Source organism: Streptomyces sp. NPDC127117, assembly GCF_042677325.1.
Lineage (GTDB): Bacteria > Actinomycetota > Actinomycetes > Streptomycetales > Streptomycetaceae > Streptomyces.
In genome coordinates this window covers 32,309-49,589 of record NZ_JBHXTM010000047.1, presented here as the reverse complement: position 1 = coordinate 49,589, position 17,281 = coordinate 32,309, and the positions used below count along the sequence as shown (strand labels likewise).

Annotated in this window: 15 protein-coding genes and 1 pseudogene; 9 read left to right on the top strand and 7 right to left on the bottom strand. The window is 72.0% G+C overall.

All coding sequences use genetic code 11. The annotated features are described in order from the left end of the window. Window positions 1–957: a phosphotransferase gene (locus ACFVH0_RS31365; protein ID WP_385825705.1), complete on the bottom strand. Its 957-nt coding sequence runs from the start codon at window positions 955–957 to the stop codon at window positions 1–3. Between the two features lie 52 nt (window positions 958–1,009). Continuing rightward, window positions 1,010–1,933 (bottom strand): LysR family transcriptional regulator, encoded by a 924-nt coding sequence (locus tag ACFVH0_RS31360; RefSeq protein WP_385825703.1) that lies wholly within the window; start codon window positions 1,931–1,933, stop codon window positions 1,010–1,012. A 70-nt stretch (window positions 1,934–2,003) separates the two neighbouring features. Here ACFVH0_RS31360 and ACFVH0_RS31355 point away from each other — a divergent pair, with 70 nt between their 5' ends. Further along, window positions 2,004–3,182, top strand: a complete 1,179-nt coding sequence (locus tag ACFVH0_RS31355; protein ID WP_385825701.1) for a TDT family transporter — start codon at window positions 2,004–2,006, stop codon at window positions 3,180–3,182. On the opposite strand, the gene ACFVH0_RS31350 is transcribed toward ACFVH0_RS31355, so the two are convergent. The 4 genes from ACFVH0_RS31350 to ACFVH0_RS31335 form a co-directional block, all read right to left on the bottom strand. After that, a complete protein-coding gene (locus ACFVH0_RS31350) occupies window positions 3,121–3,828 on the bottom strand; it encodes a helical backbone metal receptor (RefSeq protein WP_385825699.1) in 708 nt (235 codons plus the stop codon). The two genes, ACFVH0_RS31355 and ACFVH0_RS31350, sit on opposite strands and share 62 nt — an antisense overlap. A gap of 12 nt (window positions 3,829–3,840) precedes the next feature. Next, window positions 3,841–4,386 carry a helix-turn-helix domain-containing protein gene (locus tag ACFVH0_RS31345; protein ID WP_385825697.1) on the bottom strand — a complete coding sequence of 182 codons (546 nt, stop codon included), beginning with the start codon at window positions 4,384–4,386 and terminating at the stop codon, window positions 3,841–3,843. Window positions 4,387–4,546: 160 nt separating this feature from the next. Next, entirely contained in the window at window positions 4,547–7,183 is a 2,637-nt protein-coding gene (locus tag ACFVH0_RS31340; protein ID WP_385825695.1) for an ABC transporter permease/substrate binding protein, read from the bottom strand. Continuing rightward, complete coding sequence (locus ACFVH0_RS31335) at window positions 7,176–8,249, bottom strand: glycine betaine/L-proline ABC transporter ATP-binding protein (RefSeq protein WP_385825693.1); 1,074 nt, start codon at window positions 8,247–8,249, stop codon at window positions 7,176–7,178. Before ACFVH0_RS31335 ends, ACFVH0_RS31340 begins: the two co-directional genes overlap by 8 nt. 374 nt (window positions 8,250–8,623) lie before the next feature. Between ACFVH0_RS31335 and ACFVH0_RS31330 the strand changes: the two genes are divergently transcribed. Together ACFVH0_RS31330 and ACFVH0_RS31325 are read left to right on the top strand one after the other, a co-directional pair. Next, on the top strand, window positions 8,624–9,532 hold the full coding sequence (locus ACFVH0_RS31330; RefSeq protein WP_385825729.1) for a 5'-3' exonuclease H3TH domain-containing protein: 909 nt from the start codon (window positions 8,624–8,626) through the stop codon (window positions 9,530–9,532). 46 nt (window positions 9,533–9,578) lie between these two features. Further along, window positions 9,579–10,421 carry a siderophore-interacting protein gene (locus ACFVH0_RS31325; protein ID WP_385825691.1) on the top strand — a complete coding sequence of 281 codons (843 nt, stop codon included), beginning with the start codon at window positions 9,579–9,581 and terminating at the stop codon, window positions 10,419–10,421. Window positions 10,422–10,484: 63 nt separating this feature from the next. Here the strand turns inward: ACFVH0_RS31325 and ACFVH0_RS31320 are convergent, their stop codons facing one another. Further along, window positions 10,485–11,294: a MerR family transcriptional regulator gene (locus tag ACFVH0_RS31320; RefSeq protein ID WP_385825689.1), complete on the bottom strand. Its 810-nt coding sequence runs from the start codon at window positions 11,292–11,294 to the stop codon at window positions 10,485–10,487. Between the two features lie 155 nt (window positions 11,295–11,449). On the opposite strand from ACFVH0_RS31320, the gene ACFVH0_RS31315 reads away from it, so the two are divergent. The 6 genes and pseudogenes from ACFVH0_RS31315 (at window position 11,450) to ACFVH0_RS31290 (ending at window position 17,281) form a co-directional block, all read left to right on the top strand. Continuing rightward, window positions 11,450–12,379 (top strand): hypothetical protein, encoded by a 930-nt coding sequence (locus ACFVH0_RS31315; RefSeq protein WP_385825687.1) that lies wholly within the window; start codon window positions 11,450–11,452, stop codon window positions 12,377–12,379. Then, entirely contained in the window at window positions 12,376–12,843 is a 468-nt protein-coding gene (locus tag ACFVH0_RS31310; RefSeq protein ID WP_385825685.1) for an ABA4-like family protein, read from the top strand. Before ACFVH0_RS31315 ends, ACFVH0_RS31310 begins: the two co-directional genes overlap by 4 nt. Before the next feature lie 145 nt (window positions 12,844–12,988). Next, a pseudogene (locus ACFVH0_RS31305) lies at window positions 12,989–13,186 on the top strand (sigma factor-like helix-turn-helix DNA-binding protein); the annotation flags it as partial. Between the two features lie 25 nt (window positions 13,187–13,211). After that, window positions 13,212–14,642 carry a cryptochrome/photolyase family protein gene (locus ACFVH0_RS31300; protein WP_385825683.1) on the top strand — a complete coding sequence of 477 codons (1,431 nt, stop codon included), beginning with the start codon at window positions 13,212–13,214 and terminating at the stop codon, window positions 14,640–14,642. Further along, on the top strand, window positions 14,635–16,251 hold the full coding sequence (locus tag ACFVH0_RS31295; RefSeq protein WP_385825682.1) for a molybdopterin-dependent oxidoreductase: 1,617 nt from the start codon (window positions 14,635–14,637) through the stop codon (window positions 16,249–16,251). Before ACFVH0_RS31300 ends, ACFVH0_RS31295 begins: the two co-directional genes overlap by 8 nt. A 40-nt stretch (window positions 16,252–16,291) precedes the next feature. Then, window positions 16,292–17,281, top strand: coding sequence for an ADP-ribosylglycohydrolase family protein (locus ACFVH0_RS31290; RefSeq protein WP_385825680.1), 990 nt, complete (start codon window positions 16,292–16,294; stop codon window positions 17,279–17,281).

Genomic DNA, 17,281 nt, shown 5'->3' with positions numbered 1-17,281 from the left:
TCAGCGTGCGGCGTTCCCGAGTCTGCCGCGCAGCCATCGCAGCGCCGCCGCTCCCTGGGCCTCCTGGAAGGCCCTCAGCGTCGGGAGGCCGGGCGGGGCGGGCTTCAGCGAAGCCGCCACGAAATAGCCGGTCAGCGCGGTGAGCAGCGTCGTCACTCCCGCCGGGTCGGCGTCCCGGCCCAGCGGGTGGGCGGTGAAGACGGCCTCGGGGTCGGGGCCGCCCTGTGCCGCCACGCACGGCAGCATCGCCAGCAGGTCGAACCAGGGGGTGGTGCGCAGCGCGTGCGGCCAGTCGACGAAGACCACCCGGTCCTCGGTGAGCAGGATGTTGTCGGCCCGCAGGTCACTGTGGGCGAGGCTGTCGCCGGTGGCCGGCTCCGCCCAGCCCGACTCCAGTTCCGCGAGGAGACCGAGATTGCGGGCCGCCCACGGGTCGAGCCGGCCGGTTTCGCCATCGGCCAGCAGGGCCCGCCAGCCGCTGAACATCCTGGCCTTGCGGTCGGCCGCGGCGGGCGCGTCGATCGGCGCCGGGGTCAGGGCCGCGCCCAGCTCGCCGACCGCCGTGAGGACCCGGTCCAGTTCGGCGGCGTCCCAGGGGATCCGGGGCTGGCGGCCCTCGATGTCCTCCAGGACCAGGGCGACGTGGGTGCCGTCGTCGTAGGAGCCGAGCAGCCGGGGCGCGGGGATGCCGGGCGGGAGCGCCGCGGTGTGCCGGGCCTCGGCGCGGTGCAGGTCGGGGCTGCCGGGATTCGACTCGGCGCTCACCGCCTTGACGAACGCGCGCCGTCCGTCCGCGAGCCGGACGCGGGCTGCGACGCCCGGCGAGAACCCGCCGCTCTGGCTGTGTGTTTCGACGACCCGGGCGCCGAGGATGTCCTCGACGGCGTCGCGGACGGGCATGGGGAGGTCGGCCCAGTGGTGCCGGACGCCGGTGGCGGGTGGAGCGATCACATCCATCCGCGCATTCTTCGCCACGGACCCGGGCGCCCGCCATCGCATTCGCGGCCGGTCAGCCGTCCCGTCCGGTCAGTGACAGCAGATCGCGGGCCGGTCCCGTCGGGCGGTGGCCCGAGGGCCAGACCGCGCGCAGCTGGCGTCGCAGGCGTACTCCGGCGACCGGGACCTTGACCAGGCGCCGCGCGGACAGCTCCTCACCGAGCGCCAGTTCGCTCAGGACGCACGGCCCGGCGCCACTCTCCGCCGCTCCCTTCACCGCGGTCGTGGAGGAGAGTTCGAGCAGCGGCTGGGCGAGGCCGCCGTGCACGGCGAGGGCCGCGTCCAGGACCTGACGGGTGCCGGAGCCGTGTTCGCGCAGGATCAGGGGGGTCGCGGCCAGTTCCTGCGGGGTGAGGGGCGTCATGCGGCGGGCCCAGGCATGGGACGGGGCGACCACGACGACGAGGCGGTCGTGGGCGATGACCGTGCCGTCGAGCCCTTCCGGTACGGACAGGCCCTCCACGAATCCGAGGTCGGCCTCGCCGACCAGCAGCCGGCCCGCCACCGCCGCCGAGTTCCCGGCCAGCAGCGAGACCGCCGTGTCCGGCCGCTGGGCGCGCAGCGCTATCAGCCAGCCGGGCAGCAGGTACTCGGCGATGGTCATGGAGGCGGCGACCCGCAGCCTGGAGTCCCGCCGGTCGCGCAGCGCCTGCGCACCGGCGTCGAAGGCCTCGGCCGCCTCGATGATCCTGCGCGCCCAGTCGGTTACCAGCGCGCCCGCGTCGGTGAGCCGGGAGCCGCGCGGTGAGCGGTCCAGCAGGGCCACGCCGAGCTGCCGTTCCATGGAGCGGATCCGGCTGCTGGCGGCGGGCTGGGTGACGCCGACGTCACGGGCGGCGCGCCCCAGGCTGCCGTGCCGGGCGACGGCGAGCAGGAGTTCCAGCGCTCCGAGATCGGGGATCCGGTGGGAGAGAGGGACATGTGCTTCTCCGGCCATAAGGCCACTTTATGACCTCATAGACCCGGACTCCCTGGTGGGGCCCGGCCCCCGCCGCGAAAATCGTGGCATGGCCATCTTTCCGCAGACGCAGCAGGCACGGCAGTCGAATCAGACCCGGCAGCCCTCGACCCCGGTACCGGCCGCCGAGCGGTTGCCTGCTCTGCGGTATCTCGGCCCCAACTGGTACGCGGCGGTGATGGGCACCTCGATCGTCGCGAGCGCGGGTGTCGCGCTGCCCGTGCACGTGCCGGGGCTGCGGGCCGCCTGCACGGTGGTGTGGGTGCTCGCGGCGGTCGCGCTCGTCGCGGTGCTCGCGGCCCGGACCGGGCACTGGATCGCCCACCGCGACCAGGCCCGCAGTCATCTGCTCGACCCGGCCGTCGCCCCGTTCTACGGCTGTCTGTCGATGGCCCTGCTGGCGGTCGGCGGTGCGTCGATGGTGGTCGGCCAGGACGTGATCGGGCATCGGGCGGCGCTCGCCCTGGACGTGGTGCTGTACACGGCGGGCACGCTGATCGGGCTGGCCGCCGCGGTCGCGATCCCGTATCTGATGGTCGTACGCCACCGGATCGAGCCCGGCACCGCGTCGCCGGTGTGGCTGCTGCCGGTGGTGGCGCCGATGGTCTCCGCGGCTCTGGGCCCGCTGCTGGTGCCCGAGCTGCCGGCCGGTCAGTGGCGGGAGGCGATGCTGCTGGCCTGCTACGCGATGTTCGGTCTGAGCCTGCTGGCCACGCTGGTGATGCTGCCGCTGATCTTCGCCCGGCTCGTCCACCAGGGGCCGCTGCCGCTCGCGCTGACGCCCACGCTGTTCCTGGTCCTCGGCCCGCTCGGCCAGTCGACGACCGCGGTCAACCAGCTCGCCGATGTGGCACAGGGTGCGATCGGGGCGCCGTACGCCTCGGGGCTCAAGGTGTTCGCCGTGCTGTACGGGGTGCCGGTGATGGGCTTCGCGCTGCTGTGGCTGGCGCTGGCCGTCGCGCTGGTGGTGCGGGCCGCACGCAACGGAATGACCTTCGGCATGACGTGGTGGGGCTTCACCTTCCCCGTCGGTACGTGTGTCACGGGCGCCGCCGGACTGGCCCGGCACACCGGGCTCACCGCGTACACCTGGCTGGCCGTCGCGCTGTACGTCCTGCTGGTGGCGGCCTGGGCGGTGGCCGGGGTGCGGACGCTGCGCGGGCTGTTCAGCGGAGCGCTGCTCGCAGCGCCGCAGGCGCCCGCACCAGTGACGGCCCGTACCACGTGAGGTACCGTCCGTCGACGAGCGCGGCGGGCAGGGCGGGGAAGGCCTCGGGCCCGTCGTCCGTGGTGAAGCGGTACGGCTCGTCGGGCAGGACGACCAGGTCGGCGCCCACCGCTGCGAGGACGTCGAGCGGGATACGGGGATAGCGCTCGGCGTGGTCCGCGTACACGTTCTCGACGCCGAGCCGGGCCAGCAGGTCCCCGGCGAAGGTGTCGCGGCCCAGCACCATCCAGGGCCTGCGCCAGACCGGCACGATCGCACGGCGCGGCGCACGGGGCGGCGGCAGCGCGGCCCAGGCCGCCTCGGCCTCGTCCAGCCAGCCCGGCCTGGTCAGCCCGCAGGCGGTGACCAGGAGCCTGTCCAGCTCCTCGAAGGCCTGGTCGAGGGTGCGGATCCTCGTGACGAGCACCTCGGTCCCGGCAGCCCGGAGCGCCGCGAGGTCAGGCTCGCGGTTCTCCTCCTCGTTGGCCACGACCAGATCGGGCCCCAGCGCGAGGACCGCGGCCACGTCGGGATTCTTGGTCCCGCCGATCCTCGTCGCGGCCAGCCCGGCCGGGTGGGTGCACCAGTCGGTGGCGCCGACCAGCAGGCCGGGCGCGGTGACGGCGACGGCCTCGGTGAGCGAGGGGACCAGGGAGACGACGCGCACGACGGGCTCCTCTCAGCGGCGCGGGTCGTAGGTGGCGTCGATGTGCTCGGCGACCGCGACGACCAGCAGCCGGGTGCCGGGCACCGTGGCCCGCCAGCGGTGCCGCACCCCGCCGGACAGGAAGAGGGTGTCGCCCTGTTCCAGCCGGTACGCCTGACCCTCGGCCTCGACCTCGGCGGCGCCCTGCGCCACGTACATCACCTCGTCGTTGCGGTGCTGGAACTCGCGCCCGAGGTCGAGTTCCCCGGTGAACTCCAGGGCGCTGAGCTGATGGCGGCCGCGCACCACCCTGCGTACGCCGTCGCCCTCGCCGGCCCGCACGACATCGACGGCGCGCGCCGAGTCCGCGGCGGCGCGCAGCCGTGCGGCGGTGGTCTCCAGGGCTTCGGCGACCCGGTCCAGCGACCGGGCGCTGGGCCTGGCCCGCTCGTTCTCGATCTGGCTGAGGAACGGCACGGACAGACCACTGCGGCCCGCCACCGCGGCCAGCGTGAGCCCCAGGGTTCTGCGCCTCCGGCGGACCGCGGCGCCCACGCGGAGTGCTTCCTTCTCGTCCATGTCCGGCTCCCTCCCGACTCGCCATCCTTCCGGCTGCCAGCACATTACGCATACGGTTGCGAAAGGTCGGCCGGATGGTGAACGTCCGAGAGCCCCGAAAGGGCGGGCCCGCCGTCGGCGGTGCCCACCCTTTCCGGTGCTTCGGGGCCTGCGAGAAGCCCTACTGCGGAGCCATCTTGTCCACGATGCCCGGATTCGTTGCCATCCAGGCCTTCACCGCTTCTTCCTCGTGGCCCGTTCCGTGCTTCTGGATCTGGTTCTCCAGGCCGGCGAGCTGGTCCTCGCTCAGCTTGAAGTTCTTGAACCACTTCGTCAGCTGCGGGTAGTTCTTCGGGAAGTCCTCGGCCGCGATGGTGTGCAGCCGGTCACCGTCGCCGAAGGCCTTCTCGGGGTCCTCCAGCTTGGTCATGGAGTACTCGCTGTACGCCCAGTGCGGGGTCCAGAGCAGTACCGCGATGGGCTCCTTCTTGGCGTACGCGCGCTTCAGCTCGGCGAGCATGCCGGGCGTCGAGGAGTCGACGACCTCGTACTCCTTGTCCAGGCCGTACTCCGGCAGCACGTTCTTCTTGAGGTTCTCCATCGTGGCGGTGCCCGGCTCGATGCCGACGATCCGGCCCTTGAACCGCGATGCCTTGCCCTTGAGGTCGGCGAGGGACTTGACGTCCTTCACGTAGGAGGGCACCGCTACCTCGATGGACGTCGGGCCGTACCAGGAGCCGAGGTCGCTCAGCCGGGAGCCGTACTTCTCCCAGTAGTTCTTCTGGGTGTACGGCAGCCAGCCGTCGAACTGCACGTCGATCTGACCGCGCGACATCGCGGTGTACATCGGACCGACCTCGAACTGCTTGAGGTTGATCTTGTAGCCGCGCTCCTCCAGGACCGCCTTCCACAGGTACGTGGCGGCGATGTCCTCCTCCCAGGGGAACCAGGCCATCTCGACGGCGCGGTCACGCTCGTCCTTGCCGCTCGCGCCCTTGGACGCGGCAGCCTTGGTGACCGGGGTCCACTTGTCGGCGACGCCCGGGTTGGCCTTCAGCCAGGTGCGGACCGCCTCCTGCTCCTTGCCGGAGCCGGACTTCTGGATCTGCGCCTCAAGACTGGTGAGCTGGTCCTCGCTCATCTTGAAATTCTTGAGCCAGCCGCCGACCTCGGGGTTGTCGGCGGAGAAGCCCTTGCGGGCCAGGGTGTGGATGCCGTCGCCCTTGCCCCAGAGGTTCTTGGGGTCCTTGAGCTTGGTGAGCTCGAACTGGTTGTACGCCCAGTGCGGCGACCAGAGCGGAACGACGATCGGTTCCTTCTTGGCGTACGCGCGCTTGAGCTCGGCCAGCATCGAGGGCGTGGAGCCGTCGACGACCTTGTACTCCTTGTCCAGGCCGTAGCCCGGCAGGATCTTGTCCTTGAGCAGGCCCATCTCACCGGCGCTCGGCTCGATGCCGACGATCCGGCCCTTGAACTGCGAGGCCTTGCCCTTGAGGTCGTCCAGGGACTTGACGTCCTTCACGTACGACGGGACGGCCAGCTCCAGCGAGGTGGGGCCGTACCAGGAGCCCATGTCCTCAAGGTCGTCCTTGTACTTCTTCCAGTAGCTGGCGTGGGTGACCGGGAGCCAGGAGTCGGTCTCGAAGTCGATCTGCCCGTTGGCCATACCGGTGTAGAGCGCGCCGGCCTCGTACTGCTTGACGTCGACCTCGAAGCCGCGCCGTTCCAGCATCTCCTTCCAGAGGAAGGTGGAGGCGATGCCCTCGTCCCACGGGATGTAACCCATGCTGATCTTCTTGCCCGCGCCGATGTCCGAACCGTCGGCGGTGTTCTTCTTCCCGTCCGAGCCGGAGGAGCCGAAGATCCCCAGGGCGCCCGCGACGAGCGCGAGGACGACCACGCCGGAGACCGCGACCACGGGCTGCGGGCGGTGGTTCCAGATCTTCAGGCCGCCGGCCATCGCCTGCGTCTTGGCGAGCGCGCGACGGGCCAGCGGGGAGACCTCTCGGCCGAGCGCGCCGGTCATCCGGTCCAGGTACATCGCCACGATGACGATGGAGATGCCCGCCTCGAAGCCGAGGCCGACGTCCACGTTGCCGATGGCGCGGTAGACGGCGCCACCGAGGCCGCCGCCGCCGACCATGCCGGCGATGACCACCATGGACAGGCCCAGCATGATGACCTGGTTGATGCCCGCCATGATCGTGGGCAGCGCCAGCGGCAGCTGGACCCGCAGCAGGGTGTTGCGCTTGGTGGTGCCGAACGCCTCGGCCGCTTCGACGAGCTCGCCGTCGACCTGGCGGATGCCGAGTTCGGTCATCCGGACGCCCGGAGGCAGCGAGAAGATGATGGTGGCGATGATGCCGGGCACCACGCCGACGCCGAAGAAGATGACGCCGGGGATCAGATAGACCATGGCGGGCATGGTCTGCATGAAGTCCAGGACCGGCCGGGTCACCGCGCTGACGGTCTTCGAGCGGGACGCCCAGATGCCCAGCGGTACGGCCAGCACCAGCGCGATGATGGTGGCGACGAGCACCAGGGTGAGGGTGTCCATCGCCTCGTCCCACAGCTCGACGGAGTCGATGACGGCGAAGCCCACGAAGGCGAGCACACCGGCCAGCAGACCGCGCAGCCACCAGGCGATGACCGCGACGATGCCCGCGAAGAGCAGCGGGGCGGGGGCGGAGAGAACGGCGGCTATGCCGTCGAACATGTTGCTGACTATGGAGCTGATCGCGTCGAACAGCCAGGCGAGATGGGTCTGGAGCCAGTCGACGGCGGAGTCGACCCAGTCACCGAGAGGGAGCCTAAACACTGGCCACCTTCTTCGTGACGGTCGCGCCGGTCCGGATGTCCTTCGGAGCCTCGGCGGGGGTCATCGGCTCACCGAGCACGGCGAGCAGCCGGGCGCGCGGGACGACACCGACGAGCTTGCCCTTGGCGTCGGTCACGGCGACCGCGACCCCGCTCTGCGAGCAGGGCGTGAACAGCTCGATGATCGGCGTGGACTCGGTGACGGTGGCCGGGGCGGCCGCGAGCACGTCGGCGGCGGTGCGCAGCTCCTTGCCGTCGTCCGTGCTGGTGCCCATGACGGTGTGCGGCTCGGCCATGATGGCGCCCGCGGTCAGCACCCGGGTCCGGTCGACGTCCTGGGTGAAGGAGGCGACGTAGTCGTTGGCCGGGGTGACGAGAATGTCCTCGGCGGTGCCGAGCTGGACGATCTTCCCGTCGCGCATCACGGCGATACGGTCGCCGAGGCGCATGGCCTCGTTGAGGTCGTGGGTGATGAAGACAATGGTCTTCTTCAGCCGCTTCTGCAGTTCGAGCAGCTGGTCCTGCATGTCGCGGCGGATCAGCGGGTCGAGCGCGCTGAAGGACTCGTCCATCAGCAGCAGGTCGGCGTCGGTGGCCAGGGCGCGGGCCAGGCCGACGCGCTGCTGCATGCCGCCGGACAGCTCGTCGGGCCAGGACTTCTCCCAGCCGGCCAGGCCGGTCAGCTCCAGCGCCTCGGCGGCGCGCTTCTCGCGCTCGGCACGCGGTACGCCCTGCACTTCCAGGCCGTACGCGGCGTTCTCCAGCACGCTGCGGTGGGGAAAGAGCGCGAAGTGCTGGAACACCATGCTGATCTTGGTGGACCGGACGTGTCGCAGTTCGGCGGGGCTCAGGGCGGTCAGGTCCTGGCCGTCGAAGAGCACGCGTCCGGCAGTGGGCTCCAGGAGTCCGTTGAGCATGCGCAGCAACGTGGACTTTCCGGACCCGGACAGACCCATCACGACGAAGATCTGCCCCGGTTCGACGGTGAACGAGGCGTCGATCACCGCTGCGGTCGTTCCGTCGGCGCGCAGCTCGTCGCGGTCGGCGCCGCCTTCGAGCTTCTGCACGGCTTGATCGGGTCGTCTGCCGAACACTTTGTACAAGCGTTCAGCTTGCAGCCTTGACACATACACCTCGCGGGTTGAACCGAAAAACGGTCTGCCACCCCCTCCGGCAGACCGTGGAGCGGCGCGGATTCTGCCCGCATGGCACGTGCACTGGTTGAAACCGGTACGTGATCCGCTCCGGCTGCGCGCCTGCCCCCGCTTACACAACCCAAACACAAGAGTGGTCCAGGTCACATTTGTTCGATGGCCGGTGTTGTCCACCCCTTCACCCCGGTGCCATGTCCGCTCCTTCACCTCGGTGTCATGTGCGTACGGCGTCATGGGCGGCCGGTGTCAGTGGCGTGCGGCATCATCGGGGTGTGACGCGACGCCTGATGCTCCTCGACACCGCCTCCCTCTACTACCGCGCCTACTTCGGGGTTCCCGACTCGGTGCGCGCCCCGGACGGGACACCGGTCAACGCCGTACGCGGGCTGCTCGACTTCATCGGGCGCCTGGTGCAGGACCACCGTCCGGACGACCTGGTGGCCTGCATGGACGCGGACTGGCGTCCGCACTGGCGGGTCGAGCTGATCCCCTCGTACAAGGCGCACCGGGTCGCGGTGGAGACCTCCGAGGGGCTGCCCGACGAGGAGGAGACCCCCGACACCCTGGCCCCGCAGGTACCGGTCATCGAGGACGTGCTCGATGCGCTCGGGATCGCCCGGGTCGGCGTCGCGGGTTACGAGGCGGACGATGTGATCGGCACGCTCACCGGCCTGGCCACCGGCCCGGTGGACATCGTCACCGGCGACCGGGACCTCTACCAGCTGGTCGACGACGCACGCGGGGTGCGGGTGCTCTACCCGCTGAAGGGCGTCGGCTCGCTCCAGCTGACGGACGAGGCGTGGCTGCGGGAGAAGTACGGGGTGGACGGCTCCGGCTACGTCGACCTGGCCCTGTTGCGCGGCGACCCGAGCGACGGACTGCCGGGCGTCCCCGGCATCGGCGAGAAGACCGCGGCGAAGCTGCTGGACGCCTTCGGCGATCTGGCCGGGATCATGGCCGCCGTCGACGACCCGAAGTCCCGGCTGACGCCGTCGCAGCGCAAGCGGCTCGACGAGGCCAGGGGCTACGTGGCCGTCGCGCCGAAGGTGGTCCGGGTCGCCGGGGACGTACCGCTGCCGGAATTCGACCCCGCGCTGCCCGCCGGGCCGCGTGATCCCGCCGCCCTCGAAGCCCTCGCCAAGCGGTGGGGACTGGGTGGAGCGGTGCAGCGCCTGCTCTCCACTCTGCACGGCTGAGGTGCTAGCTTAGGTAAGCCTAAGCAATCGGAGCAGGGAGAACCTCGTGGCAGAACGACCGGCGCGGCAGGCACCCCAGGCGCAGGGGGCCCAGGTGCTGCGCACCGAGCGGATCACCCCGCACATGGTGCGCGTTGTGCTCGGCGGTGAGGGCCTCGCCGGCTTCGAACTCGCCGGTTTCACCGACCACTACGTCAAGCTCTGCTTCGCCCCCGAGGGCGCCGACTACGCGCACCCCTTCGACATGGCCCGCATCCGCGAGGAGCAGCCGCGCGAGCTGTGGCCCACGACCCGTACGTACACCGTGCGTTCCTGGGATCCGGCCACCCGTGAGCTGGCGATCGACTTCGTGGTCCACGGCGACGAGGGCCTCGCCGGGCCCTGGGCGCTGCGTGCGGCCCCGGGCGACCAGGTGACCTTCCTGGGCCCCGGCGGCGGCTACGGCCCGGACGCCTCGGCGGACTGGCACCTGCTGGTGGGCGACGAGAGCGCGCTGCCGGCCATCGCGGCGGCCCTGGAGCAGATGCCGGCGGGTGCGGTGGTGCACGCGTTCGTCGAGGTGGCGGACGCCTCGGAGGAGCAGAAGCTCGTGACGCCGGACGGCGTCGGGGTGACCTGGCTGCACCGCGGGGACCGCCCGGTCGGCGAGGCGCTGACCGCCGCCGTGAAGGGGCTGGAGTTCCCCGCGGGCGAGGTCCAGGCGTTCGTCCACGGCGAGGCGGGCTTCGTGAAGGAGATCCGCCGCCATCTGCGCCTGGACCGCGGGATCCCGCTCCCCCAGCTGTCGATCTCGGGCTACTGGCGGCTCGGTCAGAACGACGACGCCTGGCGCTCGGTCAAGCGCGAGTGGAACGCACAGGTGGAGCGCGAGCAGGAGCGCGCCGCGTAACACCGGATCACGCGGGTATGCCCCGGCCCCCGGCCGGGGCATACCCGCGTCCGGGCCACCGCCTCACCCACCGGCGCCCGGCACCTCCACGCCCTCACCGCTCCCGCCCACCTCGCCGCGCGCGTCGCCTTCGTCGCTCGCGCCACTCGCGCCGGACTCACCGCGCGCGTCACCCTCGTGGCTCGCGCCACTCCCGTCGCCCTCGTGGCCCTTGTCGCCCGGACCGGCCGGCGCGCCCGCACCGCGGTCGCCGTCGTACGCGCGCGCGGACGCGTCCGTCTGAGCGAGCCGCCGCAGCGCACCGAACATCGCCTCCCCCAGCACCGTGCCCACGACCACGCTCTCCACCAGGTCCTCGCGCGCCACCCGCCGCCCCACGTAGTCGAGGTCGGCCCGCGCGACCGCCTCGGCAGCTGCCGCGTAGTCGTCGAGCAGTTCGACGAAGCCGCCGTGCCCGGCCCGCCGCAGCGCCACGATCACCTCGGCCAGGGACTCACCGGCCGGCCCGTCCGCCCCGGTCCGCCAGCCTCGCCGCACCAGCAGCTCCGCCACCTCGTCCCGGGCGTCCTCCAACTCGGGCCCCGCCTCGCCCCCTTGCAGCGGGGTGAGGCGTTTGGCCGCGATGCCCAGCACCTTGTGCACCGGCTGCTCCGGGTCCTCGACCACCCGCAGCACCTCGCCGATGGCGGCCAGCGAGAGCCCGCCGACATCCAGCAGCGCGCGGATCAGCCGCAGCCTGCGTTCGTGACCGGAGTCGTAACTCGCCTGGTTCGGACTGGTCAGCCGCCCTGCCGGCAGCAGCCCTTCACGTACATAGAACTTGATCGTCGGTACCGGAACCCCGGACCTGCTGCTCAACTCGCCGACGCGCACCGCGTGTTCTTCCTTTCCGCGCTTGCCAATCCCCCGACCCATCATAGATAGTCCAACTATCGGATAGCGGAAAGCGCCACTATCCATAATTCTGAGGGGTCCTCATGTCTTCCTGGCGTTCCTGGCATCGCCCGTTAGTCCTCTTCGCCGGGGCGATGGCCGTGATGACGGTCGTCTCGGCCGTGGGCCTGATATTCGACGACCGGGTCCTCGCGGGCGCGGCGATATGGTTCAAACCGTTCAAGTTCGCGGTCTCGTTCGTCGTGTACGCGCTCGCCCTGGCCTGGATGCTGACGCTGGTCACCCGGGGCCGGCGGCTCGGCCGGTGGGCCGGGACACTGGTCGCGCTGTCCAGCCTCACCGAAATGGCGATCATCACCGGCCAGGTGATCCGCGGGAAGCGGAGCCACTTCAACCACGCCACCCCGTTCGACGAGACCCTGTTCAACGCGATGGCCGTCACCGTCGTCGTCCTGTGGACCAGCACGCTGGTCATCGCGATCCTGTTGCTGCGCGCCCGGATCGCCGACCGCGCCTCCGCCTGGGCGATCCGCTCGGGCGTGCTGCTCGCCCTGGTGGGCGCCGGATTCGGTTTCCTGATGACCCGGCCGACCCCCGAGCAGCGGGCGGCCGGGAACCTGGACACCGCCGATGTGATCGGCGCGCACTCGGTCGGCGTACCGGACGGCGGCCCGTCGATGCCACTCACCGGCTGGTCCACCACCGGCGGCGATCTGCGCATACCGCACTTCATCGGGATGCACGCGCTCCAACTGCTGCCGCTCTTCCTGCTCGCGCTGGTCTCCCTGGCCCCGCGCTTCCCCCGGCTGCGCGACGCACGGATCCGGCTGCGGCTGGTGCTGGTGGCCTCGGGGGCGTACGCGGCGGTCGTCGCGCTGGTCACCTGGCAGGCGCTGCGCGGCCAGCCGCTGGTCCACCCGGACAGTGCGACGCTGGGTGCCGCCGCGCTGATCGTGGTCGCGAGCGCAGTCGGCGCACTGGGGGCACTGAGGCCGGCCCCCGCAGGGCAGCGAACGGGTGCGAGCCCTGAATCCGCCTGGGCCCAGAAGGAGTTCGTGTCATGACCGGTACGCTCTTCCAGCTCTCGTTCTACCTGGCGGCCCCGTTCTGGCTGCTCATGATCCTGGCACCCACCTGGCGTCCCACGGCACGCATCGCCGCCTCGCCGCTCACCGTTCTGCCGGTGCTGGTGCTCTATCTGGTGATGGCCGTGCCCGTCTTCCCCGAGCTGTGGGACGCGGTACGCAGCCCCGACATCGACACCTTCCGCGATCTGACGGCGCTGGCGAACGGGGCCGGGGCGATCTGGGCGCAGGTGATCGCCTGGGATCTGCTGCTGGGCCAGTGGATGTACCTGGAGGGGCGACGGCTGGGGATCTCCGCGCCGGTGATGGGGCCGTTGCTGGTGCTGACGATCCTGCTGTCGCCGTTCGGGCTGCTGGTCTTCCTGGCGCTGCGGGCGGCACGGAGGCCGAGGACCCGGCCCGGGAACGCGGTCCCGGACCGGGGCGGCCCTGCGACGCCGTAGCGCCGTACGTCAGACGGACCTCCGGTACGAGCGGAACGTACGGGGCGACAGCCCGACCGCGATTCCCGGTTCCGCCCCCGGCGCGCAGCTCATGTGGACGGCGTCGCAACGGAGTTCGCCCGGGCGGCGTGGAAGGATCGTGGCCCGGCCGGAGCACGAGCCGGTCCGCCGCCGCACGGTGCGGCTCTCCGAGTTGCGGCGCCGGTCCGTGACCCTCGCCCACTGCCGGGAGTTGACCCACCGCGAGGTGGCCGAGCCGCGCTCCGTGCCGCACGGGACGGTCAGGACACGGCTGCGCGACGGACCGGCCCGGCTGCGCGACCGCCTCGGGACGAGCGAATGACCGAAACCGGGAAGGGCACACCTCCATGACTGTCTCCGTCGCACTGTTCACCTCCGACCTGCGGGTGCACGACAACCCGGTGCTTCGGGCCGCGGTACGGGAGGCGGATGCCGTCGTTCCGCTGTTCGTGCTCGACCGGGGCATCCACCGGACCGGCTTCGACGCGCCGAACCGGCGCGCGTTCCTCGCCGACTGCCTCGCCGATCTCGACGCGGGGCTGCGCCACCGCGGCGGACGGCTCGTGGTCCGGGACGGCGATGTGGCGGACGTCGCCCGAGCCGTGGCCGAGGAGACCGGGGCGCGGAGCCTGCACGTCGCCGGCGGGGTGAGCGGCTACGCGACGCTCCGCGAGAGCCGGCTCCGTACGGCTCTCGCGGCGGCCGGCTGCACGGTGCACGTCCACGACGCGGTGGTCACCGCGGTCGCCCCGGGCCGGGTCGTCCCGGCGGGCCGTGATCACTACGCGGTGTTCACGCCGTACCTGCGCCGTTGGCAGGAGGTGGGGATACGGGGAACCCTGGCCGCGCCACGTGCGGTACGGCTGCCGGACCGAGTGGAGCCGGGACGGTTGCCGGAGCGGGCGGAGGTGGCCGGTGTCTCCCCCGGGCTCGCCACGGGCGGCGAGTCGGCCGGACGCCGGCTGCTGTCTTCCTGGCTGCACGGCCCGCTCGCCGGCTATGAGAGCGGCCACGACGATCTGGCCGGTGACGCGACCTCCAGGCTCTCCCCCCACCTCCACTTCGGCTGTCTCTCGGCGGCCGAAGTGATCAACCGGGCGAGGCAGCGGGGCGGACCGGGCGCCGACGCGTTCGTACGGCAGCTGGCGTGGCGGGACTTCCACCACCAGGTGCTCGCCGCACGGCCGGACGCCGCCCGCGAGGACTACCGCACCCGGCACGACCACTGGCGGTGCGACGAGGACGAGATCGAGGCCTGGCGCACGGGACGCACCGGCTACCCGCTGGTCGACGCGGCGATGCGGCAGCTGGCGTACGAGGGCTGGATGCACAACCGGGGCCGGATGCTCGTGGCCGGCTTCCTCACCAAGACGCTGTACGTGGACTGGCGGGTGGGTGCCCGGCACTTCCTGGACCTGCTGGTCGACGGCGACCTGGCGAACAATCAGCTCAACTGGCAGTGGATGGCGGGCACCGGCACCGACACCCGGCCCAACCGGCTCCTGAATCCGGTGGTCCAGGGCAAGCGGTTCGATCCGCGCGGCGCCTACGTGCGCCACTGGGTGCCGGAGCTCGCGGAGCTGGCGGACGGCGAGATCCATGAGCCGTGGAAGCTCACCGGGCCGCGCCGGGCCGCTATCGACTACCCGGATCCGCTCGTCGACCTGGTCGAGGCACGGGCCAGGTTCGAACAGGCACGCGGCCTGGACCGGTCCGCGACCGATGGAGTGAGGGACCGGTCCGCCCGGCGCCGGACGACGGATCCCGGCCATGAGTGAAGACCGGGGCGACGCACGGCCCAGCCGGACCACCCGGCCCCCGCGACCGGGCGCGACGCGCACCGCCCTCGCCGCGCTCAGCGGCCTGATCGCCGGATTCTGCGCCCTGGCGGTCGCCGAGCCGGCCGCAGCGCTCCTACGTCCCGAGGCGGGCCCGGTCGCGGCGGTGGGCGGTGCGGTGATCGACCGTACGCCCCCGGCCGTGCGGGACTTCGCCGTACGGAACTTCGGCACCGCCGACAAGCTGGTGCTCCAGCTCGGGATCCTGGTCCTCCTGGCGCTCTTCGCCATGGCGATCGGGGTGCTGGCGCTCCGGCACCGACGCACGGGTTCGGCCGCCGTCCTGGTCTTCGGCCTGGTCGGGGCCTTGGCGGCGGCAGGGCGTCCGGGGGGTGCGCCGGCCGACGCGCTGCCTTCGGTGGTGGGTGCCGTGGTGGCGGTGGCGGTGCTGTACCTCCTGGTCGGACGGCTCGGACCCGCCCCCGCGGCCGGAGGGCGGGGCGAGGGGGCGTACGGCGGCTTCGACCGCCGCGGCTTCGTGGTCGCGGCCACCGCCACGGCGGCGGCCTCCGCCGGTGCGGGACTCCTGGGCCGGCGGCTCACCTCCTCCGTCCAGGCGGGGGCCTCCGCCTCCCGTCACGACCTGGTCCTCCCGGCCCCGCGCTCCCCCGCAGCGGCGTTGCCGCCCGGAGCCGAGCTGAAGATTCGGGGGCTGAGCCCCTTCTTCACCCCGAACAAGGACTTCTACCGGGTCGACACGGCCCTGGTGGTGCCCCGCCTCGATGCGGCCGGGTGGCGGCTGAGGATCCACGGCGAGGGGGTCGCCCGCCCCCTCACGGTGGGCCTGCACGATCTGCTGCGCCGGGAGATCATCGAGCGGGACATCACGCTGGCCTGTGTCTCCAACGAGGTCGGCGGTCCGTACATCGGCAACGCCAGGTGGCTCGGAGTACGGCTGGCCGACCTGCTGCGCGAGGCCGGGGTACGGCCGCCGTCGGCCGGCGACCCCGCCGACCAGCTCGTGGCGCGTTCCGTCGACGGCATGACGATCGGCACACCGGTCGGGGCGGTCATGGACGGGCGCGACGCCATGCTCGCCTTCGGCATGAACGGCGAGCCGCTGCCCTTCGAGCACGGCTTCCCGGTCCGGATGGTCGTACCCGGCCTGTACGGCTATGTGTCGGCCTGCAAATGGATCGAGGACATCGAGCTGACCACGTTCGACGCGTACGACGCCTACTGGGTACGTCGGGACTGGGCTCAGCAGGCACCGGTCAAGACCGAGTCCCGGATCGACACCCCCCGTCCCCTGGCGTCCCCGAAGCCCGGCACCGTGCCGGTGGCCGGGGTCGCCTGGGCGCAGCACCGGGGCATCTCCCGGGTCGAGGTCCGGGTGGACGGCGGGAAGTGGCACACGGCCCGCCTGGCCGCCGCCGACACCCGGGACACCTGGCGCCAGTGGGTGTGGGAGTGGCACGCCGTGTCCGGCCGTCACACCCTGGAGGTCCGCGCCACGGACGGCACCGGCGCCACCCAGACCGGCCGGCGGACCGGCACCGTTCCGGACGGCGCGACGGGCCGGCACTCGGTGGTGGTCGAAGTCTCCTGAGCCCGGGGCGTACTCCGGCCGCTCTCCGTAGGCTGACCGGATGATTCCAATGTATGTCGCGGGCCTGGCGGACAGACCGGACCGGGTGGCGGGTGCCGTGGTGGGTTCGGCGGTGGGTGACGCGCTGGGCGCACCCTTCGAGTTCGGGCCCGCCGGTGTGTACACCGCCCGCTTCCCGGACGGCGTCGGCACGATGTGCGGGGGCGGCGGCTGGGATCCGGGCGAAGCCACGGACGACACGCAGATGGCCGTGCTGGTCGCGGAATCGCTGCTGGAGCGGGGCGGTCTCGACCTTCCCGACATGTTCGGCCGGTTCCGCCGCTGGGCGGCGGGCGGCCCGAAGGACATCGGGCTGCAGACCGAGGACGTCCTGACGAGCGGTGCGGAGTGGGACCTCGCGGCGGCGCTGCACTTCCAGGTCAACGGGCGTGCGGCGGGCAATGGTTCGCTGATGCGGGCGGCCACCTCCGCCGTGTACTTCGCGGCGCGGGGGCGTACGGCGACCATGGACGCCGCCCGCCGGATCGCCGCCCTCACCCACGGCGACCGGGCCGCCTGGGAGGGCACCGCCGTGCTCCACGAGCTGATCCGGGTGGCACTGGACGGCGGCGATCCGCTCTCCGCCGTCCCGAACGCCCTGGCGGGCGTGCACGAGGATCACCGCGAGCGCTGGGCCGGCGTCCTCGCGCCCGGCTGGCACCCGGAGGCGGCGACGGAGTTCAACGGTGCGGTCTGGCCGTGCCTGGGCACCGCGCTGTGGGCGCTGCGCACCACGGATTCGTACGAGAACGCCCTGGCCGCCGCCGTGGACGTGGGCGGGGACACCGACACGGTGGCCGCCGTGACCGGCGCCCTGGCGGGTGCGGTGTACGGCTACGGCGCGATCCCCGCGCGCTGGACGGAGCCGCTGCACGTGCCGTTGCCGGGGTACGGGGACCGGGTGCTGCGGACGCCCGCTCTGGTGGAGCTGGCCCGGCGGCTGGACGGTGCATCACCTCATGCGGTTCCTGTGGATTTCCGCGAGTCCTGA